General features: G+C 65.6%; 23 protein-coding genes and 1 pseudogene. 18 read left to right on the forward strand and 6 right to left on the reverse strand.

The window, feature by feature from the left end:
• Positions 1-55 precede the first annotated feature (55 nt).
• The 6 genes and pseudogenes from J7656_RS00255 to J7656_RS00280 all read left to right on the forward strand — a co-directional run bounded on the left by J7656_RS00255 (position 56) and on the right by J7656_RS00280 (position 10,114).
• Complete coding sequence (locus J7656_RS00255) at positions 56-5,236, forward strand: DNA polymerase domain-containing protein (RefSeq protein ID WP_211553738.1); 5,181 nt, start codon at positions 56-58, stop codon at positions 5,234-5,236.
• A gap of 146 nt (positions 5,237-5,382) precedes the next feature.
• Positions 5,383-6,308, forward strand: a pseudogene (locus tag J7656_RS00260) (ATP-binding cassette domain-containing protein).
• A gap of 52 nt (positions 6,309-6,360) precedes the next feature.
• Positions 6,361-7,791: a Fe-S cluster assembly protein SufB gene (gene sufB, locus J7656_RS00265; RefSeq protein ID WP_004598699.1), complete on the forward strand. Its 1,431-nt coding sequence runs from the start codon at positions 6,361-6,363 to the stop codon at positions 7,789-7,791.
• A 1-nt stretch (position 7,792) separates the two neighbouring features.
• Positions 7,793-9,007, forward strand: a complete 1,215-nt coding sequence (gene sufD / locus J7656_RS00270; RefSeq protein WP_211553740.1) for a Fe-S cluster assembly protein SufD — start codon at positions 7,793-7,795, stop codon at positions 9,005-9,007.
• Positions 9,008-9,141: 134 nt separating this feature from the next.
• The gene (locus J7656_RS00275; RefSeq protein ID WP_211553742.1) at positions 9,142-9,627 is read left to right on the forward strand and encodes a ferritin family protein; all 486 of its coding nucleotides are present in this window, start codon (positions 9,142-9,144) and stop codon (positions 9,625-9,627) included.
• Between the two features lie 43 nt (positions 9,628-9,670).
• Positions 9,671-10,114: a metal-dependent transcriptional regulator gene (locus J7656_RS00280; protein ID WP_211553745.1), complete on the forward strand. Its 444-nt coding sequence runs from the start codon at positions 9,671-9,673 to the stop codon at positions 10,112-10,114.
• 26 nt (positions 10,115-10,140) lie between these two features.
• Here the strand turns inward: J7656_RS00280 and prf1 are convergent, their stop codons facing one another.
• Positions 10,141-11,391 carry a peptide chain release factor aRF-1 gene (prf1, locus tag J7656_RS00285; RefSeq protein ID WP_211553747.1) on the reverse strand — a complete coding sequence of 417 codons (1,251 nt, stop codon included), beginning with the start codon at positions 11,389-11,391 and terminating at the stop codon, positions 10,141-10,143.
• A 491-nt stretch (positions 11,392-11,882) separates the two neighbouring features.
• Positions 11,883-13,691, reverse strand: coding sequence for an arginine--tRNA ligase (gene argS / locus J7656_RS00290; RefSeq protein ID WP_211553748.1), 1,809 nt, complete (start codon positions 13,689-13,691; stop codon positions 11,883-11,885).
• Between the two features lie 551 nt (positions 13,692-14,242).
• Between argS and J7656_RS00295 the strand changes: the two genes are divergently transcribed.
• Entirely contained in the window at positions 14,243-15,292 is a 1,050-nt protein-coding gene (locus J7656_RS00295) for a hypothetical protein (protein WP_211553749.1), read from the forward strand.
• A gap of 223 nt (positions 15,293-15,515) precedes the next feature.
• Here J7656_RS00295 and J7656_RS00300 read toward each other — a convergent pair whose 3' ends face one another.
• A complete protein-coding gene (locus J7656_RS00300) occupies positions 15,516-16,451 on the reverse strand; it encodes an NAD-dependent epimerase/dehydratase family protein (RefSeq protein ID WP_211553750.1) in 936 nt (311 codons plus the stop codon).
• Between the two features lie 66 nt (positions 16,452-16,517).
• A complete protein-coding gene (locus J7656_RS00305) occupies positions 16,518-16,958 on the reverse strand; it encodes a DUF302 domain-containing protein (RefSeq protein WP_017341944.1) in 441 nt (146 codons plus the stop codon).
• Positions 16,959-17,118: 160 nt separating this feature from the next.
• Between J7656_RS00305 and sta1 the strand changes: the two genes are divergently transcribed.
• From sta1 to J7656_RS00340, 7 genes are all read left to right on the forward strand, one after another.
• Complete coding sequence (gene sta1, locus J7656_RS00310) at positions 17,119-17,538, forward strand: Sta1 family transcriptional regulator (RefSeq protein ID WP_249191481.1); 420 nt, start codon at positions 17,119-17,121, stop codon at positions 17,536-17,538.
• 83 nt (positions 17,539-17,621) lie between these two features.
• Positions 17,622-18,908 carry a M20 family metallopeptidase gene (locus J7656_RS00315; protein ID WP_211553751.1) on the forward strand — a complete coding sequence of 429 codons (1,287 nt, stop codon included), beginning with the start codon at positions 17,622-17,624 and terminating at the stop codon, positions 18,906-18,908.
• A gap of 84 nt (positions 18,909-18,992) precedes the next feature.
• Positions 18,993-19,130 (forward strand): hypothetical protein, encoded by a 138-nt coding sequence (locus J7656_RS00320; RefSeq protein ID WP_158603120.1) that lies wholly within the window; start codon positions 18,993-18,995, stop codon positions 19,128-19,130.
• Positions 19,131-19,132: 2 nt separating this feature from the next.
• Positions 19,133-19,726 (forward strand): class I SAM-dependent methyltransferase, encoded by a 594-nt coding sequence (locus J7656_RS00325; protein ID WP_211553752.1) that lies wholly within the window; start codon positions 19,133-19,135, stop codon positions 19,724-19,726.
• Positions 19,727-19,853: 127 nt separating this feature from the next.
• The gene (locus tag J7656_RS00330; RefSeq protein WP_017341940.1) at positions 19,854-20,090 is read left to right on the forward strand and encodes a sulfurtransferase TusA family protein; all 237 of its coding nucleotides are present in this window, start codon (positions 19,854-19,856) and stop codon (positions 20,088-20,090) included.
• Positions 20,087-21,232 carry an NAD(P)/FAD-dependent oxidoreductase gene (locus J7656_RS00335; RefSeq protein ID WP_211553753.1) on the forward strand — a complete coding sequence of 382 codons (1,146 nt, stop codon included), beginning with the start codon at positions 20,087-20,089 and terminating at the stop codon, positions 21,230-21,232. The genes J7656_RS00330 and J7656_RS00335 overlap by 4 nt, the downstream gene beginning before the upstream one ends.
• 2 nt (positions 21,233-21,234) lie before the next feature.
• On the forward strand, positions 21,235-21,855 hold the full coding sequence (locus J7656_RS00340) for a helical membrane plugin domain-containing protein (protein WP_017341938.1): 621 nt from the start codon (positions 21,235-21,237) through the stop codon (positions 21,853-21,855).
• A 67-nt stretch (positions 21,856-21,922) separates the two neighbouring features.
• Here J7656_RS00340 and J7656_RS00345 read toward each other — a convergent pair whose 3' ends face one another.
• Positions 21,923-22,540 (reverse strand): DsrE/DsrF/DrsH-like family protein, encoded by a 618-nt coding sequence (locus tag J7656_RS00345; RefSeq protein ID WP_249191482.1) that lies wholly within the window; start codon positions 22,538-22,540, stop codon positions 21,923-21,925.
• A gap of 2 nt (positions 22,541-22,542) precedes the next feature.
• Positions 22,543-22,788 (reverse strand): sulfurtransferase TusA family protein, encoded by a 246-nt coding sequence (locus J7656_RS00350; protein WP_026046107.1) that lies wholly within the window; start codon positions 22,786-22,788, stop codon positions 22,543-22,545.
• 248 nt (positions 22,789-23,036) lie between these two features.
• Between J7656_RS00350 and J7656_RS00355 the strand changes: the two genes are divergently transcribed.
• The 4 genes from J7656_RS00355 (at position 23,037) to J7656_RS00370 (ending at position 26,576) form a co-directional block, all read left to right on the forward strand.
• A complete protein-coding gene (locus J7656_RS00355; protein WP_211554529.1) occupies positions 23,037-24,230 on the forward strand; it encodes an MBL fold metallo-hydrolase in 1,194 nt (397 codons plus the stop codon).
• Positions 24,231-24,238: 8 nt separating this feature from the next.
• Positions 24,239-24,796, forward strand: a complete 558-nt coding sequence (locus J7656_RS00360; RefSeq protein WP_017341934.1) for a YeeE/YedE family protein — start codon at positions 24,239-24,241, stop codon at positions 24,794-24,796.
• Positions 24,797-24,926: 130 nt separating this feature from the next.
• Complete coding sequence (locus tag J7656_RS00365; RefSeq protein ID WP_026046106.1) at positions 24,927-25,388, forward strand: YeeE/YedE family protein; 462 nt, start codon at positions 24,927-24,929, stop codon at positions 25,386-25,388.
• Positions 25,389-25,400: 12 nt separating this feature from the next.
• On the forward strand, positions 25,401-26,576 hold the full coding sequence (locus tag J7656_RS00370; protein ID WP_017341932.1) for an inorganic phosphate transporter: 1,176 nt from the start codon (positions 25,401-25,403) through the stop codon (positions 26,574-26,576).
• The last annotated feature ends 383 nt before the right edge of the window (positions 26,577-26,959 follow it).

A 26,959-nucleotide genomic window follows, 5' to 3' on the forward strand; every position in this document is an offset into this window, starting at 1 on the left:
AGCTCGCCGCACCCGAAAGCCGAGTTTTTTAGCCGGGTGACGCCGAAGAGCGGGTATGACTCAGTCGGGGCTGTCGGACTTCTCGTCGACCGGGGACGCGGGCGACGGGGCCGACGGCGACACGGACACCGAACGGGAGGAGCTGGCCGCTCAGGAGGCGGCCGTCGTCGCTGGCGGCGGACGTGGCCACGTCAACGACGTCGTCGACGTCGACGAGGCGAAGTTCCCGGAGTCGACCGGGACCGTCGAGCTGATGATCACCCAGATCGACTACGCCGTCGAGGGGTACGGCAGCGACGAGTACCCGGTCGTCCACGTGTTCGGCCGGCGGCCCGCGGAGCACGTCGAGGACGCCGACCACGACGTCGTCGAACACCTCCGGGTGCTGGGCGTCGAGCCCTACTTCTACGTCCCCACGGCCGACCTCGACCGCGACCCCGTCGAGGAGTACGACGTGGTGATCGGGACCCGCGAGGAGAATCCCGACGGCGAGCCGTACGAGAGCATCCGCGGCGAGCCGCTCACCCGGATCGTCACGCGCACGCCTCGCGACGTGGGGAACATCCGCGATGACTTCGAGACCAGCTTCGAGGCGGACATCCTCTTCCCGAACCGCTTTCTGATCGACAACGGCCTCAACGGCGGGATCCGCGTCGAGGAGCGGCGCCTCGACGACGGCGAGGGGACGATCCAGGTCCACGAGGGGCACCTCGAACCGGCCGACGTCGACGCCGAGATGCGCGTGAACACCTTCGACATCGAGGTGGACGACCGGCGCGGCTTCCCCGAGGACGGCGAGGAGCCGATCATCTGTCTCACCAGCCACGACTCCTACGACGACGAGTACGTCGTCTGGCTGTACGACGCGCCCGAGGCCGAGATCCCGCCGCCCGAGGACCTCCCCGACTACGAGGGGATCGTGGGCGACGGCGAGGAGCTCGACTTCCGGGTCCGCACCTTCGAGGAGGAGGCCGCGATGCTCGACGCGTTCGTCGAGTACATCGACGAGACCGACCCGGACCTGCTCACCGGGTGGAACTTCGAGGACTTCGACGCGCCGTACGTGCTCGACCGGCTGGAGGTGCTCGACGACGGGAGCCAGTACGACCTCGACGTCGACCGCCTCTCCCGGATCGGCGAGGTGTGGCGCTCGGGCTGGGGCGGCCCGGACGTGAAGGGCCGGGTCGTCTTCGACCTGCTGTACGCCTATAAACGCACGATGTTCACGGAGCTGGAGTCGTACCGCCTCGACGCGGTCGGCGAGCGCGAGCTCGGCGTCGGCAAGGAGCGCTACACGGGCGACATCGGCGACCTCTGGGAGCAGGACCCGGAGCGCCTCCTGGAGTACAGCATCCGCGACGTGGAGCTGTGCGTCGAAATCGACCGGAAGCAGGACGTGATCGCCTTCTGGGACGAGGTGCGCACCTTCGTCGGCTGCAAGATCGAGGACGCGCCGACCCCGGGCGACACCGTCGACATGTACGTCCTCCACAAGGCGTTCGGGAAGTTCGCGCTGCCGACGAAGGGCCAACAGGAGTCCGAGGATTTCGAGGGCGGCGCCGTCTTCGACCCGATCACCGGCGTCAAGGAGATGGTGACGGTCCAAGACCTGAAGAGCCTCTACCCGATGTGTATGGTGACGATCAACGCCGGCCCGGAGACGAAGGTCGACCCCGACGAGTACGACGGCGAGACGTACGTCGCGCCCAACGGGACCCACTTCCGGAAGGAGCCGGACGGCATCATGCGCGAGATGGTCGACGAGCTCCTCACCGAGCGCGAGGAGAAGAAGTCGCTCCGGAACGACCACGACCCCGGCACCGAGCCGTACGAGCAGTACGACCGACAGCAGGCGTCTGTCAAGGTTATTATGAACTGTTTCACGCCGGACACCGAGGTCGTGACCCCGGACGGCGTTCGGTCGATTACGGACTTGGAGGTCGGCGACGCCGTGTACTCGCTCGATCCCGATACGGAAGAGATGGAACTGAAGACCGTCGAAGAGACCCACGCGTACCCGGACTACCGAGACGAACTCGTCGACATCGAAACGTCGAAGATCGACTTCCGGGTGACGCCGAACCACCGGATGCTCGTCCGGAAAAATGACAAAAATGGAATCACCGAGGACGGTTACAAATTTGTTGAAGCTGGTGAGCTACACGAGTATTGTAATTATGAACTCCCACATGATTGGACGTATGAAGTGGATTCGTATCCTGAAGAATATACTATTTCAAAATTAATACAAGAATACACAGAGATCGCGACTACAGTATCAGATGGAGGCACACAGATTGCTGCGAAATACGGACAACCATCCGCTGAGAACTGTATTCAAGCGGATGATCTACTAGACTTCCTAGCGTGGTACATAACTGAAGGGAGTCTGTACGAGGCAAAAACCAAGAATTATCGGATTAAAATCGCACAAGAGCTTGGGAAAGAACATGACGAGATAGCAGCATTAATCGACAAAATATCTAGCTACAGTTACACGACGGATCGAGCAATTTCATTCTCAAGTCGCGTCTGGTACGAGTTGTTGTGGAGTCTCTGCGGGAAAGGAAGTGAGAATAAAAAGATTCCCGAGTTAGTGTTTGAACAGTCTACGGAACGTCGACGCCAGTTCCTTGAGACGCTCATTGCGGGTGATGGTCGGTGGGAAACCGAGAACGAATCCTTCACCTACACCACAAAAAGCGAGCAACTCCGTGATGATGTCCTTCGACTCTGTTTAACGCTCGGATTGACAGCACATTACACCCGCGACAGCGGCGTTTGGCGAATACATGCGAGCCGTAACACTAAGAACACTCTTCGCATGTACAGGAGTGGCGAGCGAAGTCGCGCAGAAGAGGGGGTATATTGCGTAACTGTCGAAGATAATAATACACTTGTTGCCGGTCGAAACGGAAAGTTTCAGAATGTTGGGAATTCATTGTACGGCGTTACGGGGTGGGATCGGTTCCGTCTCTACGACAAGGAGGGTGCCGCGGCCGTCACGGCGACCGGTCGCGAGGTGATCGACTTCACCGAGGAGGCCGCGGAGGAGCTCGGCCACGACGTTGCGTACGGGGACAGCGTCACGGGCGACAGACCCGTCGTCGTGCGCGATCCCGAGGGCTTCGTTCGAATCTTGCCGATTGCCGATCTCTTCGAGCTGTCGGACGCGACTGCGAGCGAGGATCTGATCGTTACCGCCGACGGCGGGCCTGTCGCTTCGGTGTCGGTCGAGAAGGAACGGGGTCGCGTGGACGGGTGGAAGGCGCTTTCGGTCACCGAGGACGGTGAACCGGAGTGGCAACCGATCGAGCAGGTGATTCGGCACGAGACCGACAAGCCGGTCGTCAACCTCCAGCACAAGTTCGGCGAGTCGACAACGACCAGAGACCACTCGTACGTCGTCGAAGAGGACGGCAGCCTCGTCGAAACGAAGCCAGAAGACGTCGAAGAGCCGCTTCGGGTGCCCGGTTTCCCCGACGTCGAGACGGTGGAAACAATCGACGTGTACGACGTGTTGGAAGGATACACGCGCGAGTACGAGGACGGCCGAAGCGTCGGCAGTGAGAACGCGGCGACGAAGGTCAAGCGAATCCACGCGAACGACGACTGGGTCTGGTTCGGCCACAGGCATCACGATGCGATAGAGAAGAGCATCAAGGTACAGCGATACGTCGATTTGGACTCCGAAGACGGACGGGCGCTCGTGCGGTTGCTCGCCGCGTACGTCACCGAGGGGAGTGCCTCGACGATCGAAACGGCCGAATCCAAGTTCGGCGCGAGCATCGCGGAATCCAGAACGGAATGGCTGAAAGGCCTCCAAGAGGATTATTTACGTCTGTTCGACGGAGCGACAGCGAGTGTCATTTCGTCGAACACGTCCGGCGAACGAACCGTCGAGTACGAAACCGACGACGGGGACCAGTCGGTAACGTACGACGACGGCACCCACAAGCTCCAGATGATGAACGAACTCTCGGCGGTGTTCTTCCGTGAGTTCGCCGGGCAAACGTCGCGTGGGAAGCGTATCCCGGGGTTCGTGTTCAATCTCCCCGAAGATCTCCAACAGCTCTTCGTCGACGTACTCGTAGAGGGCGACGGCTCACGCGAATTCCCACGGTACTCGGCCGAGTACTGCGAGCGAAACTTCGACTTCGAGACGACGAGCCGAGAACTCGGGGCGGGCCTCTCGACACTTCTCACCCAGCGCGGGGAGAAACACTCGCTGAAATACAGGGAGAGCAAAGAGAGCTACACGATTCGAACGTGCGATTACTACCGGGGTGGACGGGATCCAGTGGTTAAAGAAGTGGATCACGACGGGTACGTGTACGATCTCAGCGTCGCCGAGAACGAGAACTTCGTCGACGGTGTCGGCGGTATTGTGCTCCACAACACGGATTCGGTCATGTTGTCCCTCGGCCAAGAGGTTGACAAAGAGGAGGCGATCGAGACCTCCTTCGAGATCGAGGACCACATCAACGAGCGCTACGACGACTTCGCTCGCGACGAATTAAACGCCGAGTTCCACCGCTTCGAGATCGAGTTCGAGAAGCTCTACCGGCGGTTCTTCCAGGCGGGCAAGAAGAAGCGGTACGCGGGCCACATCGTCTGGAAGGAGGGGAAAGACGTCGACGACATCGACATCACCGGCTTCGAGTACAAGCGCTCCGACATCGCCGGCATCACGAAGGAGGTCCAACAGAACGTCATCGAGACGATCGTGACGGGTGACGACATCGACGAGGACTTAGAGGAGGTGAAAGCGTACCTCGTGGACGTCATCGCGCGCGTGCTCGACGGCGATATGGACCTCGACGAGATCGGGATCCCGGGCGGGATCGGCAAGAAGCTCGACGCCTACGACACCCCGACCGCGCAGGTCCGCGGCGCGAAGTACGCAAACCTGATGCTCGGCACCAACTTCGGGAGCGGGTCGAAGCCGAAGCGGCTGTACATCGAGAAGGTCCACCCCGACTTCTGGGCGCGGATGGAAGACGAGGAGGGGCTCGACCCGCAGCGGGATCACCTGTACGGGGAGTTCAAACGGGATCCGGACGTGATCTGCTTCGAGTACGCCGACCAGGTGCCCGACGAGTTCGAGGTCGACTGGGAGAAGATGCTGGACAAGACCCTGAAAGGCCCCATCGAGCGCGTGATAGAAGCGCTCGGGATGTCGTGGGAAGAGGTCAAGACGGGCCAAGAGCAGACCGGGCTCGGCTCGTTCATGTGACCGACGGCGAGGCGAAACGCCGGTCGTCGAAAGCAGTTTTCGATTGGAAGAAAATTTCTTGGTCGATCTGCGATTTTTGACGGGGAGATGCGTAACCATTAACCCCCTCAACCCCCACCGTCAACGTACGAGGCACGAGAATACATATGGCTACTCTCGAAATCAACGATCTTCACGCACGAGTGGCGGAAGAGGGCGGCGAACGCATCCTTCTCGGGTCGACCTGACCGTCGAGTCCGGCGACATCCACGCGCTGATGGGCCCGAACGGCTCCGGGAAGTCGACGCTCGCGAAGGTCATCGCCGGCCACCCCGCCTACGAGGTCACCGGCGGCGAAATCCTGCTCCACCTCAGCGAGGAGGACGTCGCCGACGTCGACGCCGATCTGGACGACGAGGACTACCACTGGGAGCTGCTCGAGTTAGAGCCGAACGAGCGCGCCGCGCTCGGCATCTTCCTCGGCTTCCAGTACCCCGCCGAGATCGAGGGCGTCACCATGACGAACTTCCTCCGGCAGGCCCTCAACGCGAAGGCGGACGAGCGCGAGGAGCTGTTCGAAGAGGAGGGCGAGGAGGAGGAAGCCGAGGCCGACGACGAGGACGACGAGGGCTACGAGACCTCCCCGATGGAGGGGCCCGCGGACGACGGCGAGATCGGCGTCGCCGAGTTCCAGGAGATCCTCTCGGAGAAGATGGAGCTGCTCGATATGGACGAGAAGTTCATGCAGCGGTACCTCAACGCCGGCTTCTCCGGCGGCGAGAAGAAGCAGAACGAGGTCCTCCAGGCCGCGATGTTGGAGCCGAGCGTCGCCGTACTCGACGAGATCGACTCGGGGCTCGACATCGACCGCCTAAAGGACGTCTCGAAGGGGATCAACGCGCTCCGCGACGAGCAGGGCACGGGCATCCTCCAGATCACCCACTACCAGCGCATCCTCGACTACGTCGAGCCCGACCACGTCCACGTCATGCTCGACGGCGAAGTCGTGAAGAGCGGCGGCGCGGAGCTCGCCGAGAAGCTCGAGGACGAGGGGTACGACTGGGTCCGCGAGGACGCCTTCGAGGCGGCGTAACCGAATGCGGGCACGCGACACACGTAAACACGGGAATCCGTAACAATACACTATGAGTTCACAACAGGACGACCTCAAGGAGACAGACACCGAGGCCCGCTTCGAGTTCAAGAAGGAGGAGAAGTCCGCCTTCAAGAGCGAAAAGGGCCTCACCGAGGAGACGGTCCGCGTCATCTCGGAGGACAAAGACGAACCGGAATGGATGTTAGAGCGGCGCCTGCGCGCGCTCGAGCAGTTCCAGGAGATGCCGATGCCGACCGACTGGCCCGGCCAGCCGGACCTCTCGGAGGTCGACATCAACGAGATCGTGCCGTACATCCGGCCGGACATCGACAAGCGCGGCGGCGCCGACAGCTGGGAGGACCTCCCGGAGGAGATCCAGGACACCTTCGACAAGCTGGGCATCCCGGAGGCGGAGAAGAACGCGCTCTCGGGCGTCGGCGCGCAGTACGAGTCCGAGATCGTCTACCAGAACATGCAAGAGCGGTGGGAGGAGAAGGGCGTCATCTTCTGTGACATGGACAAGGCCGTCCAAGAGCACGAGGAGATCGTCCGCGAGCACTTCATGACGAAGTGCGTCCCCCCGAGCGACAACAAGTTCGCGGCGCTTCACGGCGCCATCTGGTCCGGCGGCTCGTTCGTCTACGTCCCCGAAAACACCACCGTGGAGATGCCGGTTCAGGCGTACTTCCGGATGAATAGCGAGGGGATGGGCCAGTTCGAGCACACGCTCATCATCGCGGAGGAGGGCTCCGAGGTCCACTACATCGAGGGCTGTTCCGCCCCGAAGTACTCGGCGTTCAACCTCCACTCCGGCGGCGTGGAAGTGTTCGTCGGCGAGGACGCCCACGTTCAGTACTCGACCGTCCAGAACTGGTCGAAGAACACGTACAACCTGAACACGAAGCGCGCCATCGCCGAGAAGGGCGGGCGCATGGAGTGGATATCCGGGTCGATGGGGTCGAAGGCGACGATGCTGTACCCGTCGACGATCCTGAAGGGGCGCGGCGCCTCCGACAACCACATCACCATCGCCTTCGCGGGCGAGGGGCAGGACATCGACACGGGCGCGAAGGTGTATCACAACGCGCCGGACACGAAGTCGACCGTCGAGTCGAAGTCGATCGCGAAGGACGGCGGCCGCACGAACTACCGCGGCCTCGTCCACATCGCGGACGGCGCCGAGAACTCCTCGACGGCCGTCGAGTGCGACGCGCTGATGTTCGACAACGAGTCGACGTCGGACACGATGCCGTACATGGAGATCAACGAGTCGAAGGTCGACGTCGCCCACGAGGCGACCGTCGGCAAGATCGGCGACGAGGACATCTTCTACCTCCAGTCGCGCGGTCTCGACGACGACGACGCGAAACAGATGATCGTCTCGGGATTCATCGAGCCGATCACGGAGGAGCTGCCGATCGAGTACGCCGTCGAGCTGAACCGGCTCGTCGAGCTGGAGATGGAGGGTTCGCTCGGATAACATGAGCACGCAAGCAATCGAGAGCCTCTCGGAGGACACGGTACGACGCATCGCCGACGAACGCGACGAGCCCGAGTGGCTCTTGGAGACCCGGCTGAACGCGCTGTCCGCGCTGGAGACGGCAGAGCTGCCTGACGTCATCCAGACGCCGGGCCGCCGCTGGACCGACCTGGAGGCGCTGGACTTCGAGGCGCTCGTCGACCCGCTGAACCAAGCCGACGAGACGGAGCGGACCGCGGGCGACGACGAGGTCGTCGTCCTCCCGTTCACCGAGGCGCTCGACGAGTACGGCGACGTCATCGAGGCGAACTTCGGCTCCGTCCTCGACCCCGAGCACAACTACCTCACGGCGCTTTCCGTCGCGCTGTTCACGACCGGCACGTTCGTCTACGTCCCCGAGGGCGTCGACGTCGAGGACGTGACGGTGCGCGCGGAGATGAACTCCCGCTCGCTGTTCAGCCAGACGCTCGTCGTGGCCGAGGAGTCGTCGTCGGTGACGATCCTCGAATCGATCGAGACGGGTGACGCCGAGGTCGCCGACGACCGGTACTTCTCGAACCTCGTCGAGGTCGTCGCGGGCGAGAACGCGAACGTCCAGTTCGGCTCGCTCCAGAACCTGGACGACGACGCGTACACCTACTCGCTGAAGCGCGGCGTGACGGACACGTACGCGACGGTCGACTGGATCGAGAGCAACTTCGGCTCGAAGCTCACCCGCTCGGACATCGAGACCGAGCTCAACGGCGACGGCTCCGAGAGCCAGATCGTCGGGACGTTCTTCGGCACGGACGACCAGCACTTCGACATCAACGCCCGCGTGTGGCACCAGGCCGAGCAGACGACCGCCGACCTGGTCACCCGCGGCGTGCTCGACGACGTCGCCCGCTCCGTCTACGAGGGTGTTCAGGACGTCGGCGAGGACGCGTGGAACACCTCCAGCTACCAACGCGAGAACACGCTGATGCTGTCGGACGACGCCGAGGCCGACGCGTCGCCGAAGCTGATCATCCACAACCACGACACCGAGGCCTCCCACTCCGCGACGGTCGGGCAGGTCGACGCCGAGGACCTGTTCTACCTCGAGAGCCGCTCGATCGACTCGCGGACGGCCCGGAACATGCTCGTCGAGGGCTTCTTCGTGCCCGTCCTCGAAGAGATCGCGGTCGACGAGTTCCGCGACGACGTCGAGGAACTCGTCTTGGAACGGCTTCAGTAGGCCGTCTTCGCGGATCAGTTTTTTATTCGGCGCGCCCGCGGAGCGATCGGCGCGCGAGGGGAATCTCTTAAGACCGACGACGCCCGAGTCGGAGGTATGCGAACCCGCGTATCGCGCCGTCTCGGGTGGTCGCGGTGAGCGTGAGCCAGCGGGTCGCCTCCGACGACCAGCTCGCGCGGCTGCTCCAGATCGGAATCGTGCTCGAGGAGGTCGTCGAAGCGCGAACGCACCGCCACTACCAGCAGTTAGACGCCGAGCTCGACGAGGAGGTGGAACGGCTGCTCGCGGACGCCGCCGAGGAGTCCGCCGACCACCGCGAGCGCTTGGAGTCGCTCGTCGAGGGGCTCGGCGTCGACAGCGTCCCGTTCGGCGAGATCGAGTCGCTGGTCGACGCCCGCTACGGGCGGACGCGGCCGGAGGACTTCGACGACGTGCTGTACGACCAACTGTGCAACGAGGAGACGGCGTACAAGTTCTACGACGACCTCATCGAGGCGATCGAGGACTCCGAGGCGACGTTCTCGATCGACCGCGAGGAGCTGCTCGCCACCCTGACGACGATCCGCGACGAGGAGGCCGAGGGAGTACGCGAGGTCACGGAGGTCATGGAGCGCCGATGAACCGGGCAGACGAGTCGCCGACGAGCGCCGACGGAGGACAGCCGTGAACACCGCAGATCAGTACCTCAAGACGATATACGTCGTACAGGACAGCGAAGACGGCCCCGCCTCGACCGGGTCGATCGCCGACTCGCTCGGCGTCAGCCCGGCCAGCGCCAACGAGATGATCGGCAAGCTCGAGGAGCGCGGACTGGCGGAACACGAGAAGTACAAGGGCGTCACGTTGACCGACGACGGCATCGTCCGCGCGCGGGACGCCCTCCAGACCTACTGTATCATCGAGCGCTTCCTCGCGAACGTCCTCGCGGTCGAGGACTTCCAGGCGGAGGCCCGCGAGCTGGAGGCGGTCATCGACGACACGGTCGCCGAGCGGCTCGACACGATCATCGACCGCCAGCCGGAGTGCCCGGACTGCTTCGACCCCGAGTCCGACGCCTGCGCGTGTCTGGAGGTCGCGGCGACGCCAGTCGAGCCGGAACAACAGTAACGACCGCCCCGCCGCGAAGGACCGTTTTAGACGCCGGTCGAGTACCGCAGAATTCCCGCGATTCCGCCGAACGCGTCGAGCAGCTGCTCGCCCTTCTCGAAGTCCGTGGAGATGAACCGCGTCTCGGTGCCGCGCTGCTCCGCGATGGCCATCAGGTGTTCGATGACGTCCTCGCGCTCCTCGACCGCGGCCTCGTCGCCGCACTCGCTACACTCGTGGTCGGGCGTCGAGTGCCGGGCGTCGACCACCTCGTACTCCTCGTGGCCGTTGGGGCACTCGTAGACGACGACGTCGGAGCGGAGGTCCTCGGAGATGAGCAGCCGGTCGACGGAGCCCATGATCAGGTTCCGACGGGTCTGTTCGAACCCGTAGGTGGCTTCCTGCCCGGTGTTGAGCTTCTCGAAGAACTCCTCCATGTCGTTTTTGTCCTGGACGATCTCCTGGTCGGCAAGCGCCTCCTGGCCCGCGTCGACGAGGTCCTTCAGCCCGGACTCGTCGGTGTAGGCGACGTCGAACTTGCCCAGCACCTTGTCCTGGAGCTCGTGGTGGAGGTAGTCGCCGTCGAGGAACTCGTCTTTCGTCGGCGAGGGGCCGCCGACGAGGATGCCGTCGAGCTCGTGGCGCTTGTCGACGAACAGGTCGTTGGCCATCCCCGCGACCTCCTGGTAGAAGTTGTCGATCGCTTCGAGGCGCAGCCGGGCGAACCGCTGGGCGGACTGGCCACCCTTCCGCTGTTTGCCGGGGACGAGCGAGGAGGCGGACTTGACGGGCTCGACGCGTTTCCCCTTCAGCCAGCCGACGTTCGCCTCGCGGCGGTCCAAGACGATGAGCCCGAACAGCCCGGAGTCTTCGAGCATGTGTTCGAGCGGCTCGGTGAGGAACTCCGAGTCGCAGTGGTACCGGAACGACTCGACGGGCTGCGGGGGCGACTCCAGCGTCCGCGTGACCATGTCCGTCTGGCCGCCGCCGCTGTCGATCGCGCCCGAGAAGATCACGATCCCGTTGTCGGGCGGGAACGTGTCGTAGTAGCGCAGTCGGTCCTTGATCGACGTGAGCGCGTCCTGAACGGCGGTCCGGGTCTGCTTCGACTTGATGTTGGACGCCTCGCTGTGCTCTTGGGTGACGTGGGCCACCACGTCGGAGATCTGCTTGTCCTCGGGGATGTAGATGGTGACGAGCTGGGTGCCGGAGCCCTCGTAGTCTTTGAGCTCCTCGATGACCTTGCGGAACTCGTACTTCCGGCGGTCCTCGTTCGCCTCCTGTGCGTCGCTACTCATTGTCTGAAATACGGTCGCGTGCGTGTAAGTAAGCTTTGACCTCCCGGCCGGCGCGTCGATAGCGGGTCGCACGGGTCGTCGAACGCGCGTTTGTTTATAAATGGACTGCGGTGGCGCGTGCCTGCGAGCGGCCGCCCCCGGCGGCCGCGAGGAGCACGCGCGAGGGAGTCGGTGGTCTGGAGCGAAGCGGAAGACCACCGACGAGGCTGGGGAGGCGTGAGGCTGCGGTGCTGTGCGGTTCGGGGTGGGATTCAAAAGGGCAGTCGCGAGGCGGGCGCAGGCGACGTAAGCACTGGAACGAGGGAGCGAACGAAGTGAGCGACCGAGTGAAGCGCGCAGCGAGCGTGCGCCCGCCTCGCGACTGGGGCTTTGGAGACACTCTCCACCGATCTGCGATTAACTATTTATAAGCGAGCGACTGGAGCTTTGGACGTGTTCATCGCCAATCTTCGATCAACGCCCGAAGAAGGCCGAACTCGACAGCCCCGATCCTACATCGACTCCGGCGCCTCGACGCCCAGCACGTCGAGCGCGTTCGCCATCGTGTGCTTCGCGGCCGCGACGACCGCGACGCGAGCGTCGCGCAGCTCGTCGGTCTCGGCGGTCACGACCGGGCACTCGCGGTAGAAGGCGTTGTACGCGTCGGCGAACTCGCGGGTGAACGTCGCGATCGTGTGCGGTTCGAGGTCGTCCGCCGCCGCCTCGATCGCTGCGGGGAATCTGGCGACCTCACGGAGGAGCTCGCGGGCTTCCTCGGTTTCGAGAGCGCTCGCGTCCACGTCGAGCGCGTCGGGGTCGACACGCCCGTCGGCGTCGGCGGTCACGCCAGGCACGTCGACGCCCTCGGCCGCGGCCTCGTCGAGGATCCCGGCGCAGCGCGCGTGGACGTACTGGACGAACGGGGCCGACTGCGCCTCGAAGTCGAGCGCGTCCTCCCACTCGAAGGTGATCGCCTTCGCGGGCTGCTTCGAGACGATGTCGTACCGGACCGCGCCGATCCCCACCTGGTGGGCGATGCGCTCGACGTCCTCGTCGGTGAGGTCGTCGCCGCGGATCCGGTCGTCCATCCGGGACTCGACGGCGTCGCGGGCGCGGTCGATCGCCTCGTCGAGGAGGTCGTCGAGCATCACGCCGGTTCCCTTCCGGGTTGACATCTTCCCGTCGGGGAGGTTGACGTACGAGTAGATGACGTGGCCGAGCCGGTCTGTGTCGTTGCCGAGCAGTTCGAGGGTCGCGTCGAGCTGGTCGGCCTGGAGCTTGTGGTCCTCGCCGAGGACGGTGACGGCGCGGTCGTAGTTGTCGAACTTCCACTCGTGGTGCGCCAGGTCGCGGGTGGTGTAGAGGCTGGTGTCGTCCGAGCGCAGGAAGACGAGGTTCTTCTCTATCCCCCACGCGTCGAGCTCCAGCTGCCAGGCGTCCTCCTCGTAGACGGCTTGGTCGGTCTCCTTGAGCCGCGCCGCGATCTCGTCGGTCGAGCCGTCGCGCATGAACCGGGTCTCCTTGACGAACTCGTCGAACTCCGCCGGCAATCGGGCGAGGCAGTCCTTCATCCCGCCGAGGACGGTGTCGACGACCTCGCCGACGCGCTCGTAGGTCGCCTCGTCGCCGGCTTCGAGCCCCTGAAGGATCTCCTGAATCTCCGCCTCAGCGGCCTCGACCGCGTCGGCATCGGCCTCCTCCAAGAAGGCGTTCCCCTTCCGGTAGTAGCGCACGAGGTCGTACTCCGCGCGGTCGCGGGCGGGCTCGGCGTCGAGGTCGGACTCGTCGAACCGCTCGTACGCCCACGTGAACACCGCCATCTGCCGGCCGGCGTCGTTGACGTAGTAGTGGCGGTCGACGTCGTAGCCCGCGTACTCCATGAGGTTCGCGACGGCGTCGCCGACGATGGGGTTGCGCGCGCGGCCGACGTGGACCGGGCCGGTCGGGTTCGCGCTGGTGTGCTCGACCACGACCGACGCGTCCCGGTCGGGGAGCGCGCCGTAGTCGGCGTCGACGGCGGCCGAATCGAGCGTGTCCGCGAGGTAGCGCTCGTTCGCGTGGAAGTTGACGTACGGCCCCGCGGTGTCGACGCTCGCAATGTAGTCGGCGTCCGCGACCGACACCGCCTCGGCGACCGTCGCTGCGACGTTCGGCGGCGCGTCGCCGACCTCGCCCGCGAGCCGGAAGGCGACGCTGGAGGCGAGCGTCGCGTCCATGTCGTCGGGCGGGCGTTCGATACCGAGGTCGTCGGTCGGGAGGTCGAGCGAGCCGAGCGCGTCCGCGAGCGCCGCCTCGACCTCCGACCGGAACTGCCTGAACATACCGTCCGTTCGACGGGCGGGTTAAAAGGCCCTTCCGAAGCGGCTCGAAACGGAAGACGGGAAATCGGTGGGGCGAAACGTGAGACTCTACGAACCGCGGTGGCGCGTGCCTGCGAGCGGCCGCCATCGGCGGCCGCGAGGAGCACGCGCGAGGGAGTCAGTCGCCGGAGCGAAGCGGAGGCGACTGACGAGGCTGGGGAGGCGTGAGGCTGCGGTGCTGTGCGGGGCGGGACTCAAAGGGGCAGCCGTGAGGACAGCGCAGGCGACGTAAGCACTGGAGGGAGCGAGCACCGCGAGCGACTGAAGCGCGCAACGAGCGTGCGCTGTCCTCACGGCTGGGGCTTTGGAGGCATTCACCGCCGGTCTACAGACGATTATTTGGCTCTGTTGAGGCCCTAATCTTTAGACACATTTTATCTGAAATGTCTGGTCGCTTAAAGTGCGAATTGACCGGCTAGAATCCCACCAATCCGAGACACTAGGACCTAAATGAGAATACTGAGCAATAGATTCACAGAAAGCCTATACATATCTGTTGACACTGTTTCCGCGTGAAACGTCGAGATCTCATCGCTACAGGATGTATCTCTCTTACTACGGCCAGTTCTGGCTGTCTGAACCTCCCACTAAGAGAAAATGAGGATAAGCCGTGGGTTGATGTGAGCGTTGTTGCGGAGAATATCAGAGTTGGCTTCGATACCGAACAGCTCTTCGAGGTATTCATACATCCCAGCAACCTGATGGGAAGGCAACTACCTGATGAGAATCAGGAGCATCACATCAGGATAGACGTTTCCACGTTAGAGCAGTATGGAGTAAACATGGAAGATCTCTCTGTAGAAACCACGCAAGGGAAATACGGATTAGGACCTTCGGATGCCTACAATAATAATGTCGATAGCGTAGACATCACTGACGGAGTAATTGAGCTTTTGATACTAACGTCGGAAGACGTGTCGGAGACAGACCCGATCGCGTTGAAGCTGACGGGCTATCAGTTCACAAATGTCGAACCAGTAACTGAAATTCAGTATGATGTTCAATCCCCTGAGGACCATGTTGAGATTACCCATGGCACTTTCGGCGGTCCTCAAAGCGGGAGCAAGTGCGGGTTCACCCGTTCTACGGACGGAGAGTTCACACTTGTAGACCCTCAGTTGCTCTCACCAACATTGTGCCCAAGCCCAATCGATGCCTATCGTGGGAGCCACCAGAATCTCGATATCGAGTGGCTGACCCCAGAAGCTGACGAGGTAGTAATCAAGATAGATATCTCAGTACTTGATAAATACGGAACAATTGGAGAGTCAGTAATCGAGCCATTGAACAAAAGGGGTCCATCGAATGAATCGAGGGCGGTAGGTGCGACTCTTGACAGCCTATCAATTGATGAAGGGACAATTTCGATCAAATTGGTGCCAGGTCCCGGCACTAATTACGCTTCGGTGAGTGTCCGGCTCAGTGGAATGGATCTTCCCGTTGGAGATCCGGTCAGAGATATCTCATATGAGATGACTATTGAAGGGGACGTTGATGAGACGGTAGAGACGGGATCGTTCGACATCACTAATGATCCGCCTGATCCCAATAGCGATGCGTAAGTCTCGCCGCTAACTGGCTGCTTCGTGCGAACTGACGTGAAACCCCGTTTCGAATGCTGTATGGGCCCTCTGTACTGAGCGTTCCGTGAGTCCCCTGTATTGACCGCTACTGGGGGCAGAATAGATCACTTATTGAGGATGTTAACAGAGCCGATTATTTATAAATAAGCGACTAAGCCTTCGGAAGGCCCTCCCATAGAAAAGCCGACAGCGTGAGCGTATCCTATGAAACGATCTCGTCGATCAGTTCACGCGCGCTGCGCCGCACGGCCTCGTCGCTCTCGATCGACGGCTCCCAACCGAGATCCGCGAGCTTCTCGATCGACAGGCGCATCTTCGGCACGTCGCCGGTCCAGCCGCGGTCGCCGCCGGTGTAGGTGTACTCCGGGTCGACGCCCAGCTCGTCGCTCACGATGTCGGCGATATCGGTGACGGAGGTGGTCGTCCGCGTGCCGAGGTTGTACACGTTGTACGCGTCGTCCGCGTGCTCGACGACGTGCTGGATCGCGTCGACGCACTCGGAGACGTGCATGTACGACTTCTCCTGCCGGCCGTCGCCGAGAATCTCCAGCTCGGTCGGATCGTCATCCAACTTCTCGATGAAGTCGGGGATCACGTTGCCGCGCTGGCGCGGGCCGACGATGTTCGCGAAGCGGAACACCCACGACTGGACCCCGTAGGAGTGCGCGAACGTCGAGATGAGCGCCTCGTCCGCGAGCTTCGCGGAGCCGTAGATCGAGATGGGTTCGAGCGGGCCGTAGTCCTCGGCCGTCGGGCGCGGCGCTTCGCCGTACACCGTCGACGAGGAGGTGAACGCGAAGCGGTCGACGCCGACCTCGCGCATCCGCTCTAAGACGTTGTACGTCATCGCGGTGTTCTCCTCGAACAGCTCGCGGTCGTCGTCGTAGTTCGTGTCGGTGTACGCCGCGAAGTGGAAGACGACGTCGAGGTCGTCGGTGACCGCGCGGGCGACGTCGTCGGGGTCGGTCACGTCCGCCTCGACGAACTCGGCGCCGTCGGGCACTCGGTCGCGGGTCCCCTTCGAGAGGTCGTCGGCGACGCGAACGGTCGCGCCGCGGTCGAGCAGGCTCGCTGCGAGGTGGCTTCCGACGAGGCCGGCACCCCCGGTGACGAGGACGCGCGAATCGGCGAGGTTCATACCGGTCCGTCGGCGGTCGCGGGTAAGTAGGTGTGGAATCGGGACGGGAACAGAGACAGAGCCCGACTACAGGTTCTCGAACGCCTCGTCGACGATTTCGCCGGTGTCGGCGACGATGTCCGCCATCACGTCGTCGTCCGGCGTCATCCCCACGAGCCGGGCGATGCGCATGATAGAGACGTGGTAGACGCGCTGGACGCCGGGTTCCTCCTCCCAGACCACGACGTTACACGGCATCAGCGCGCCGAGCTTGTTGTCGCTCGCGTCGAGCGCGCGGTCGGCGACCTCGGGGTTACACGCGCCCAGCACGTAGTAGGGGTCACGACCCGCGTCGACCTTCTCGTTGAGCATCTCGGACGGCGAGAACTCGACGGGGACGCCGAAGCCGGCGTCGGTGAACACCTCGCGGACGTGTTCGATCGCCTCCTCGTGGTCCATTTCGAGGGTGGCCTGCTGTTCGCCGATGTCGTCCGGATCGATCTGCGTCGGGTCGATGGGAAGCGTCATTCGTGTACTGTCTTGGGCCTACGTAACAAAGGCTCTTCGGATGGCACGCGGAGAGAGCGGAGACGCGGCCAGCTGGGCATCGACCGCGCGGCCTCCGGCCGCGGCAGTATTGTGCTATTCGGGAACAACTTTAACCCGCTCTGCCGCCCTACTGTTCGATATGACGTCCGGTTCAGTGCGCGAGGACCTCGAACGCGACCTGGAGTGTCTGGACCTCTTAGAGTGCGTTCACGGACTCAACGAGCGGGACCAGAGGGTCTTTCAGGAGCTCCACCAGACGGACGGGGCCCTCACCGTGGACGACGTGGCGGACCGACTGAACTGCGAGCGGTCGACGGCGTACCGGTCGATTTCGCGGCTCGTCGACGCCGACGTCGTCGTCCAGCGGCAGGAGAACTACGACCAGGGCGGGTACTACTACGTGTACCGACCGCGGACCTCGGAGGAAGCCGCTCGCGAGATGCAGCGGCTGCTCAACAGCTGGTACGCGACCGTCGGACAGCTCATTCAGGAGTTCGAAGACCGGTACGGCCGCGAGACGGAGGAACGCGGGGATTGCCCGATTCGACCCGACCCCTGACGCGCGTACGGCCGCCCCGCTCGTGCCGCGGTATTGTACAAAATATACAAATAAATAAATCGCTGGGGACCGAACGGGACGCTATGGTCGACGACACGGGAACGGCCCGACCGACGACGGCCGGCGACGACGCTCCCGCCGAGTACGTGCGGGCCAACCGCGAGGCGCTGGTCTCGCTGGCCCTCGATCTGCTCGCGGTCGACACGTCGAATCCGCCCGGCGACACGCGCGAGATCGTCGCCGCGATCGAGCGGTACCTCGACCCGCTCCCGGTCGAGGTCGAGCGGTTCGCCGTCGACCCGGCGAAGCCGAACCTGCTCGTGCGGGTCCCGGGAGCGTCCGACCGCACGCTGCTGTACAACGGCCACCTCGACACCGTGCCGTTCGACGCCGACGCGTGGACGCGCGACCCGCTCGGCGAACGCGCCGACGGTCGGGTCTACGGCCGGGGGGCGACCGACATGAAGGGCGCCGTGGCGTCGCTGCTGTTCGCGGTCCGAGCCTTCGCCGCGACCGACGCGGATCCCCCCGTCGACCTGCTGTTCGCGTTCGTGAGCGACGAGGAGGTCGGCGGCGACGCCGGGCTCCCGGCGCTGCTCGACGCGGGAGCGCTCGACGCGGACGCGTGCGTGATCGGCGAGCCGACCTGCGAGGAGGGGCGCCACTCCGTCACGGTCGCGGACCGGGGCAGCATCTGGCTGACGCTCGAGGCGTCGGGCGAGGCGGCGCACGGCTCTCGGCCGACGCTCGGCGTCAACGCCGTCGACCGGCTCTACGACGCCGTCAAGCGGTTGCGCCGGCGGTTCGGTTCCGAGCGGCTCGACGTCGACGCCGAGATGGACCCGATCGTCGAGGAGTCGATCGAGTACTACGCCCCGTCGATGGGCGAGGCGACCGCGCGGGACCTGTTCCGGTACCCGTCGATCAACCTCGGCGTCTTCGAGGGCGGCGACGCGGTGAACGCCGTGCCGCAGTCGGCGCGCGCCGAACTCGACGTGCGGCTCACCGCCGGCGTCCACACGCCCGACGTGCTCGCGGGGATCCGCGAGTGCGTCGCCGACTGCGAGGGGATCACGGTCGCCGACGTCTCCTGGAGCATCGGCACCGCGGAGGACCCGGACGGCCCGCTCGTCGAGGCCGTCGCGTCGACGGCGACGGCCGTGACGGGGGACCGCGTCTTCAGGCGGAGCGCCACGGGCGGCGGCGACGCCAAGAAGCTCCGGAACGCCGGGATCTCGACCGTCGAGTTCGCGCTCGGGACCGACACGCTCCACGCCCCGGACGAGTACGTCCCGGTCGACGCGCTCGTCGACAACGCGGTCGTGTACACCCGGCTACCGGCGGCGTGGCGAGCTGAGATGGACGGTTAGCAGTCCGCAAGCGGGCGGGGCGTCTCGCCGCCGACCCGGAACGGGTGAGAAAGACGTATATACCGAAATGTTTCAATTGTGGGTATGGTAGACAATATTAGCGTGGCGGACGGACGGCTCCGCGAGGGCGACGGACGTGGGTCTGCGGTCGTCGGGGGCGACCGACGCCGACGCCGAGGCCCGCACCGCCCGTTGGACGCCGACGCGCTCGACCCTCGCTGACGATGGAGCGGTTCCAGAACACCGGCCAGCCCGACTGGGACTGGTGGGGGAAGCTCTGGCCGACGCCGGGCGCGACGCTCCGAGACCTCGGGATCGGGGCCGGTCAGTCGGTGGCCGAGGTCGGCTGCGGGAGCGGCTACTTCGCGCTCCCCGCCGCCCGGATCGTCGAGCCCGCGCCGGTGTACGCGGTCGACTTGGACGAGTCGCTGCTCGGCGAGCTGGAGTCGCTCGCCGAGCGACAGGCGGTCGGGAACGTCGTTCCGGTCCACGGTGACGCCCGGAACCTGGCCGAGCTCCTCCCGGAACGGGTCGACGCGCTCGTCGTGGCGAACACCTTCCACGGCGTCGACGACCGCGCCGAGTTCGTCGCGGAGGCGTTCGACGCGATCGAGCCCGGCGGCAGCCTGATCGTCGTCAACTGGCACGACCGCCCGCGCGAGGCGACGACCGTCGGGGGCGAGCCCCGGGGCCCGCCGACGGAGCTGCGGATGACCCCCGAGGAAACGGCGGAAGCCGTCACGCGAGCCGCGGCGTTCGAACTCGACCGGCGGATCGAGCTGCCGCCGTACCATTACGCGGTCGTGTTCCGACGGTAGCCCGCGGACGCCCCTCGCGCTCGGTCGCGGCCGACCCGTGTACACCGAACGACCAGATTATTAGAATAGTGGAATCCACGCACAAGTCTAATATGCCACGCGCGCAACTGCCGCACGTGAGACTGCCATGACCGACATCGAACCCGACGACACCGTCGACGCCAGAGGCGCAGCGTGTCCCGGCCCCCTGATGGACCTCATCGGAGCGATCCGAGGCGCCGAGTCCGGGGACGTCGTGCGACTCCTGAGCGACAGCGACGGGTCGCTCACCGACGTCCCCGAGTGGGCCGAGGAGGCCGGCAACGAGCTGCTCGCCGTCGAGGAGCTCGACGACCACAACGCGTTCTACGTGGAGAAAGCATGACCGAGCGAATCGTCGTCCTCGGCGGCGGGACCGGCGGGTCGGTGCTCGCCAACGACCTCGCCGACCGGCTCGAACCCGAGCTCGACGCCGGCGAGGTCGAGGTCACCCTGATCAACGACGGCCCCGACCACGTGTACAAGCCGGTCTGGCTGTACGTGCCGTTCGGCCAGCGCGAGCCGGCGGACGGTCGCCGCGCGCTCGACGAGCTCGTCGACGACGCGGTCGACCTCCGGATCGACCGCGTGTCCGAGGTCGACACCGACGCCCGGCGGCTCCGGTTCGACGGCGGCGGAGCGCCGATGGAGTACGACCACCTCGTCTTGGCGACCGGGTCGACGCTGAAGCCCGAGCAGATCCCCGGCCTCGCGGAGGGTGGACACGACTACTACAGCGAGTCGGGCGCGACCGCCCTGCGCGAGGAGCTGCTGGAGTTCACCGAGGGCGAGATCGTGTTGAGCGTCATCGGGACGCCGCACATGTGTCCGGCGGCGCCGCTGGAGTTCGTCTTCATGGTCGACGACTGGTTCCGCGAGCGCGGTCTGCGCGAGGACGTCGAGGTCACCTACACGTACCCGATCCAGCGCGTTCACGGGAACCCCCACATCGCCGAGTGGGCCCGTCCCATCATGGAGGAGCGCGACATCAACGTGGAGACGTTCTTCAACGCCGAGTCGGTCGACCCCGACGCGGAGACGGTCACGTCGATGGAGGGGACCGAGCTCGACTACGACCTCCTCGTGTCGATCCCGCCCCACGGCGGCGTCGACCTGATCGAGGAGGCCGGGCTCGGCGACGACGGCTGGGTCGACGTCGACAAGCACACGCTCGAAGCCGAAGCGGCAGAGAACGTGTACGCGCTCGGCGACACCGCCGACACCGGCGTCCCGAACGCGGGTAGCGTGGCGCACTACCAGGCCGGCGTCGTCGGCCAGCGCCTCGCGAGCGAGATCCGCGGTCGGCCGGCGACGGCGACGTACGACGGCAAGACCCTGTGCTTCATCGAGACCGGGATGGATTCGGCTTCGTTCGTCGAGTTCGACTACGAGAACCCGCCGTCGCCCGCGCCGCCCTCGGAGAAGCTCCACTGGTCGAAGCTGGCGTACAACGAGTCATACTGGCTCACCGCGCGGGGGCTGCTCTGACCATGTCCGAGACGGAACCCTCCGAGTCGGCCGACCTCGAAGCGGTGATCGCGGAGAACCCGGAGGCCGTCGCCGCGTTCGTCGAGCGGCTCGACGCGGTCAACGAGCTGCTGGACGTGCTCTCCTTGGGCGAGAGCGCGCTCGACGACGAGATGGTCCGCGAGCTCTCGGCCACGGGGTCGACGCTCGCGGAGTCCGCCGACGGCCTCGCGACCGACGAGACCGTGGCGCTCGCCGAGGCGGTCGGCGAGAACGGCGACGAGCTGCGGGAGGCGCTCGACACGCTGCTCGAGCTCCAGCGGAGCGGCACGCTCGACGAGCTGGCCGAGATCGCCGAGGTCGGGTCGCTGGCGACCGCGGCCCTCGACGACGAGATGGTCGCGTCGCTGGCCGGGACCGGCGCCGCGCTCGGCGAGGTGGCACAGACCGCGGCCGACGACGACACCCGCGACGGCGTCGAGACGCTGCTGAAGGGCGTCGGCGAGGCGGAAAGCGAGTCGCCCGAACGGGTCGGCGCCGTCGGGCTGCTCCGCGGCGTGCGCGACCCGGAGGTCCAGTACGGGTTAGGCTACCTGCTCGCAGTGGCGAGCGCGATCGGCCGCGAGCGGTCCGGCCGCGAGTGAACCGCTAGGGAGTTGTAGTGGGAGAACGGAGGTTCAGAAATCGGAACCGGAGTTTGGTCGACGGCGGTCAGACCAGCAGCTGGATGTCCGCCTCGGCCATGTCCTGAATGGCGGTCGCGGCGCCGACGCCGGTGGTGACGCCGTCGTAGAAGTCGTCCTCGTCGTAGTCCATCAGCTCGATGGTCATCTGACAGGCCTGGAACTCCACGCCCATCTCCAGGCTCGTCTCGAGGAGTTCCTCGATCGTGGCGGTGTCGTTGTCCGTGATCCGCTTTTCCATCATCTTCGTCGTGACGCGGTCCATCCCGGGGAGCGCGGCGACGGCGTTGGGGACGGGCATGTTGGGGTTCCCGACGGAGCTGAGCTGGAGGTTCTTCGACCGCTCCTCGTGGAGCATGTCGAGCCCCCAGAAGGTGGTGAAGACGGTCACCTCGTAGCCGAACGCGGCCGCGGTGCTGGCGAGGATGAGCGGCGGGTACGCCATGTCCAGCGTCCCCTTCGTGGCGATGATGCTCATCTTCTTGCCGCCGTCTTCGTCGGTGGCCTCGGCGAGCGCCTCCTCAAGCTCGTCGACGCGCGCGGCCAGCTCCGCGCGCGAGGGCGCCTCGTCGGCCGGCACGTCCTCGGGCGACGCGTCCTCGGTCTGCCCCTCCTCGGCCGACGCGTCGGGTGTGTCCGTGCTCATCGTTACTCCGTCTTGCGGACGTAGTGGTTGTACACGTCGTCGCCCTCCGTCTGGTCGACGAGCTCGACGCCCTCGGTGCCGTCGGCCCAGCCGTCGATGTCGCTCATGCTACCGGGGTCCGTCGCCACCACCTCGAGGACCTCGCCCGCGGCGAGGTCGTCGATGGCGGACTTCGTCTTCACCACTGGCATGGGGCACGATGCGCCTTTCACGTCAAGCGTCTCCGCGATGTCGAATTCGGCACTCATGGGATATCTGCTCCGGTTGTCTGTATTGGAGCTAGCGCACAATACCTCCCAGCACAGTAAAAGATTGTCGATTCTTGTGAAGATCGCCGACTACTGTATAAAGCCAAACCGGTTTAGACGGCTTATAACCCGCCTTCGGGGACACGAGGGGGCCACCGGACGAAGATCGCTCCCCGTAGTATTGTTTGAAATAGGAAATACTATGAAAATGCTTTTGTGCGTCGACCCGGTAGAACTGAGTGCGAAACATGAATGCCGACGACTTCCCGACTCCGGACGTCGATGTCGACTCCGTCGACCCGGAATCGCTCAAAGACCGAATCGACGCGGGCGAGGACGTCACGATCCTCGACACGCGCATGCAGTCGGATTACGACGAGTGGCGCATCGACGGCGAGAACGTCACGTCGATCAACGTCCCGTACTTCGAGTTCCTCGAGGACGAGGTCGACGACGACGTCCTCGATCGGATTCCCGACGACCGCGAGGTGACCGTCCTCTGCGCGAAGGGCGGCGCCAGCGAGTACGTCGCGGGCACGCTCGCGGAGCGCGGCTATGACGTCGACCACCTCGAAGACGGGATGAACGGCTGGGCGAGCATCTACGAGGCCGTCGAGGTCGACCGCTACGACGGCGCCGGCACGCTCCTCCAGTACCAGCGCCCCTCGTCGGGCTGTCTCGGCTACCTCCTCTACGACGACGGGGAGGCCGCGATCATCGACCCGCTCCGGGCCTTCACCGACCGCTACCTCGACGACGCCGACGACCTCGGCGTCGACCTGACGTACGCCATCGACACGCACGTCCACGCCGACCACATCTCGGGCGTGCGCGACCTCGACGCCGAAGGCGTGGAGGGCGTCATCCCCGACGCCGCCGTCGACCGCGGCGTCACCTACGCCGACGAGCTGACCACGGCCGAAGACGGCGACACCTTCGAAGTCGGCGACGCGGCGATCGAGACCGTCTACACGCCCGGCCACACGACCGGGATGACCTCCTACCTCGTCGACGAGAGCCTCCTCGCGACCGGCGACGGACTGTTCATCGAGAGCGTCGCCCGACCCGACCTCGAAGAGGGCGACGACGGCGCCCCCGACGCCGCGCGCATGCTGTACGAGTCGCTTCAGGAGCGGGTGCTGACGCTGCCCGACGACACCCTGATCGGCGGCGCGCACTTCAGCGACGCGGCCGTCCCGGCCGACGACGGCACCTACACGGCGCCGATCGGCGAGCTCGTCGCGGAGATGGACGCGCTCACCATGGAGGAGGACGACTTCGTCGAGCTGATCCTCTCGGATATGCCGCCGCGCCCGGCCAACTACGAGGACATCATCGCGACGAACCTCGGGCAGAACACCGTCGACGACGAGGAGGCGTTCACCCTCGAGCTCGGGCCGAACAACTGCGCCGCCAGCCAAGACTCGCTCGCGGGTGACTGACGACGCCGATGGTTGCTGACCCAGTACTGCTTCAGGCCGTCGCCGAGCTGTTCCCCAACGGGATCAGCCGGTACGCCGTCGGCGGGCTGCTCGTCGGCCTCGGGACCGTCGTCATCTACGTCGGGACCGGCATTCCGGCCGGGGCGAGCACGTTCCTGGAGTCGACGCTGTCGTACGTCTCCGACCAGTCGCGGTTCCAGCAGTACGTCGGCTCGCGGGACTGGCGGCTCGTGTTCACGGCCGGGATCATCCTGGGCGCGCTCGCGTTCGCCGCGACGGTCCAGTCCGGCGTGGTCACGACCTCGCTGTACGAGCCCGGAACGACCGGTCAGCTCTACGAAGTCGCCGGCGTGACGCTGTGGACGACGGACATCCAGCCGTGGCGGCTGTTCCTCGGCGGGATCTTGGTCGGTATCGGGACCCGCGTCGGGAAGGGGTGTACGTCCGGACACGGCGTCTGCGGCGTCGGCTCGGCGTCGAAGACGTCGCTGGTCGGCGTCGCGACGTTCCTGACCGTGGCGATCGGGACCGCACAGGTCGTCGCCGCGTTGGGGGTGAGTCCGTAATGCGCGAGACGCGAGCGGACCGAGGCGCGAACGGAGTGAGCGCCTCGGGGAGCGAACGGCGAACGGACGTGAGCCGTGAGCGGCGCGCGTCTCGAACTGCGCGAACGGGAGCGACCGGAGGGAGCGACACGTGAGCGACGACCGTCATCCCCTGTTCAAGCCGCTGGTGTTCGTCGGCGGGCTGATCTTCGGGTTCGGGCTCGGGTTCAGCCACATGGCGCGGCCGGAGGTCGTGGTGAACTTCCTGCTGTTCGAGGACCTCGGCCTCCCGTTCGTGATGTTCGGGGCCGCGATCGTCTCCGGGATCGCGTTCGCGCTGCTGCCGCGGATCCGAGACACCGCGCCCCTCACGGGGAGCCCGTACGAGCGCCGGCTGAAACCGTTCGACCGGAACGTTCTCGTCGGCGGCGCCGTCTTCGGCGTCGGCTGGGGGCTCTCGGGGATCTGCCCGGGCGCGGCGTACGCCAGCCTCGGGGTCGGCAACGTCACCATCCTCTGGGCGCTCGGCGGCATGTTCGTCGGCGCGTACGCGCAGGGGTACTGGCGGAGCCGGAGCGAGACCCGCGACGCCGCCCCGGCGGGCGCGGACTGACACGCCTCCTCCATGGACCCCGCTCTCATCGCCCTCTTCGTCGGCGCGGCGCTCGCCAGCCTGTTCATGGCGTGGGTGATCGGCGCCGGGTCGAGCGGCGCGACCCCGTTTGCCCCCGCCGTCGGCGCGAACGCCATCGGGACGATGCGGGCCGCCCTCCTGGTCGGCGTCTTCGGCTTCGTCGGCGCCGTCACGCAGGGCGGCAACGTCTCGGAGGCCGTCGGCAGCGGCCTCGTCGGCGGCATCAGTCTGCCCGTCGCCGGCGTTATCCTCGTGCTCTTGCTGGGCGCGGGGCTGATGGCGGTCGGCATCGTCACCGGGATCCCTATCGCGACCGCGTTCACCGTGACCGGCGCCGTCATCGGCGTCGGCCTCGCGCTCGGCGGGACGCCGGTCTGGGCGAAGTACCAGCAGATCGGCGCCGTCTGGCTGCTGACGCCGTTCGTCGGCGGCGGCATCGCCTTCGGAATCGCCTCGGTCCTCCCGCGACCCGGGGTCGCCGAGCGGTACAGCGTCCCGGTCCTCGCCGGCCTCGTCGGCGCCGTCCTCGTGAACGTCCGGTTCAGCTTCCTCGGCGAGGGGGCCGCGCCGGGGACCGTCAGCGGACTCGCGCAGCGGACCCTCTCGGTCGACGGCCTCGCGTCGGCGGCCGCGATCACCGGGCTCGCCGCGCTGGCGATCGCGACCGTCGTCTGGTGGGACGTGAGCCGCGACGAAGCGGGCGGGCTGCGGCGCGTGCTGCTGGCGCTCGGGTCGCTCGTCGCCTTCTCCGCGGGCGGGAGTCAGGTCGGGTTAGCGGTCGGGCCGCTGCTCCCGCTGCTCGACGAGGTGGGGATGGTGTCGACGACCGCCGTCCTCGTCGGCGGCGGGTTCGGGATGCTGGTCGGCTCGTGGACCGGCGCGCCGCGGATGATCAAGTCGCTCTCGCAGGACTACTCCTCGCTCGGGCCGCGGCGCTCCATCTCCGCGCTCGTCCCGTCGTTCCTGATCGCGCAGCTCGCGGTGCTGCTCGGGGTGCCGGTCTCGTTCAACGAGATCGTCGTCAGCGCGATCATCGGGAGCGGCGCGGCCGTCGGCGGCCGCGACGCGGTGGACGCCGAGAAGATCCTGACGACCGTGGGGGCGTGGGCCGGCTCGTTCGCCGTCTCGTTCGCGCTCGCGTACGCCGTCGCGGCGCTCGCTTTATAAGCGAGCCACGCCGCGGCGCCGTTTCTTTATAAATACCCGAAGCGGTAGCAGCGGCGCGTGCCTGCGAGCGGCCGCCCTCGGCGGCCGCGAGACAGCACGCGCGAGGGAGTCGGTCGGCGTTTTAAACGCCGACCGACGAGGCTGGGGAGGCGTGAGGTGCGGTCCCGCGAGCGACCGGAGGGAGCGAGCGGGAGCACGGAAGTCGCAGCCCGCGCAGCGAGCGAAGCGAGCGAGCAGGACCGTCTTCCGGCGGTCGCGGTGCCGTGCGGGGCTGGACTCAAAGGGGCAGTCACCGGCGGCGGAGCCGCCGGTTGCCCGTGGCGCGTAGCGCCACGCTGTCGCGAGGACGAAGCACGACGACGCAAGCACTGGAACGAGGGAGC

The sequence above is a fragment of the Halorubrum ruber genome, assembly GCF_018228765.1.
In the GTDB taxonomy this organism is placed as follows: domain Archaea; phylum Halobacteriota; class Halobacteria; order Halobacteriales; family Haloferacaceae; genus Halorubrum; species Halorubrum ruber.

Excerpts from the sequence above, each read along its gene's own strand:
- J7656_RS00300 (WP_211553750.1), bottom strand. The coding sequence starts at position 16,451 with ATGAACCTCGCCGATTCGCGCGTCCTCGTCACCGGGGGTGCCGGCCTC.
- J7656_RS00355 (WP_211554529.1), top strand. The coding sequence starts at position 23,037 with ATGAATGCCGACGACTTCCCGACTCCGGACGTCGATGTCGACTCCGTC.
- J7656_RS00320 (WP_158603120.1), top strand. The coding sequence starts at position 18,993 with ATGGTAGACAATATTAGCGTGGCGGACGGACGGCTCCGCGAGGGCGAC.
- J7656_RS00255 (WP_211553738.1), top strand. The coding sequence starts at position 56 with ATGACTCAGTCGGGGCTGTCGGACTTCTCGTCGACCGGGGACGCGGGC.
- J7656_RS00335 (WP_211553753.1), top strand. The coding sequence starts at position 20,087 with ATGACCGAGCGAATCGTCGTCCTCGGCGGCGGGACCGGCGGGTCGGTG.
- sufB (WP_004598699.1), top strand. The coding sequence starts at position 6,361 with ATGAGTTCACAACAGGACGACCTCAAGGAGACAGACACCGAGGCCCGC.
- J7656_RS00315 (WP_211553751.1), top strand. The coding sequence starts at position 17,622 with ATGGTCGACGACACGGGAACGGCCCGACCGACGACGGCCGGCGACGAC.
- J7656_RS00360 (WP_017341934.1), top strand. The coding sequence starts at position 24,239 with ATGGTTGCTGACCCAGTACTGCTTCAGGCCGTCGCCGAGCTGTTCCCC.
- sufD (WP_211553740.1), top strand. The coding sequence starts at position 7,793 with ATGAGCACGCAAGCAATCGAGAGCCTCTCGGAGGACACGGTACGACGC.
- J7656_RS00350 (WP_026046107.1), bottom strand. The coding sequence starts at position 22,788 with ATGAGTGCCGAATTCGACATCGCGGAGACGCTTGACGTGAAAGGCGCA.
- J7656_RS00305 (WP_017341944.1), bottom strand. The coding sequence starts at position 16,958 with ATGACGCTTCCCATCGACCCGACGCAGATCGATCCGGACGACATCGGC.
- prf1 (WP_211553747.1), bottom strand. The coding sequence starts at position 11,391 with ATGAGTAGCGACGCACAGGAGGCGAACGAGGACCGCCGGAAGTACGAG.
- argS (WP_211553748.1), bottom strand. The coding sequence starts at position 13,691 with ATGTTCAGGCAGTTCCGGTCGGAGGTCGAGGCGGCGCTCGCGGACGCG.
- sta1 (WP_249191481.1), top strand. The coding sequence starts at position 17,119 with ATGACGTCCGGTTCAGTGCGCGAGGACCTCGAACGCGACCTGGAGTGT.
- J7656_RS00325 (WP_211553752.1), top strand. The coding sequence starts at position 19,133 with ATGGAGCGGTTCCAGAACACCGGCCAGCCCGACTGGGACTGGTGGGGG.
- J7656_RS00330 (WP_017341940.1), top strand. The coding sequence starts at position 19,854 with ATGACCGACATCGAACCCGACGACACCGTCGACGCCAGAGGCGCAGCG.
- J7656_RS00345 (WP_249191482.1), bottom strand. The coding sequence starts at position 22,540 with ATGAGCACGGACACACCCGACGCGTCGGCCGAGGAGGGGCAGACCGAG.
- J7656_RS00340 (WP_017341938.1), top strand. The coding sequence starts at position 21,235 with ATGTCCGAGACGGAACCCTCCGAGTCGGCCGACCTCGAAGCGGTGATC.
- J7656_RS00370 (WP_017341932.1), top strand. The coding sequence starts at position 25,401 with ATGGACCCCGCTCTCATCGCCCTCTTCGTCGGCGCGGCGCTCGCCAGC.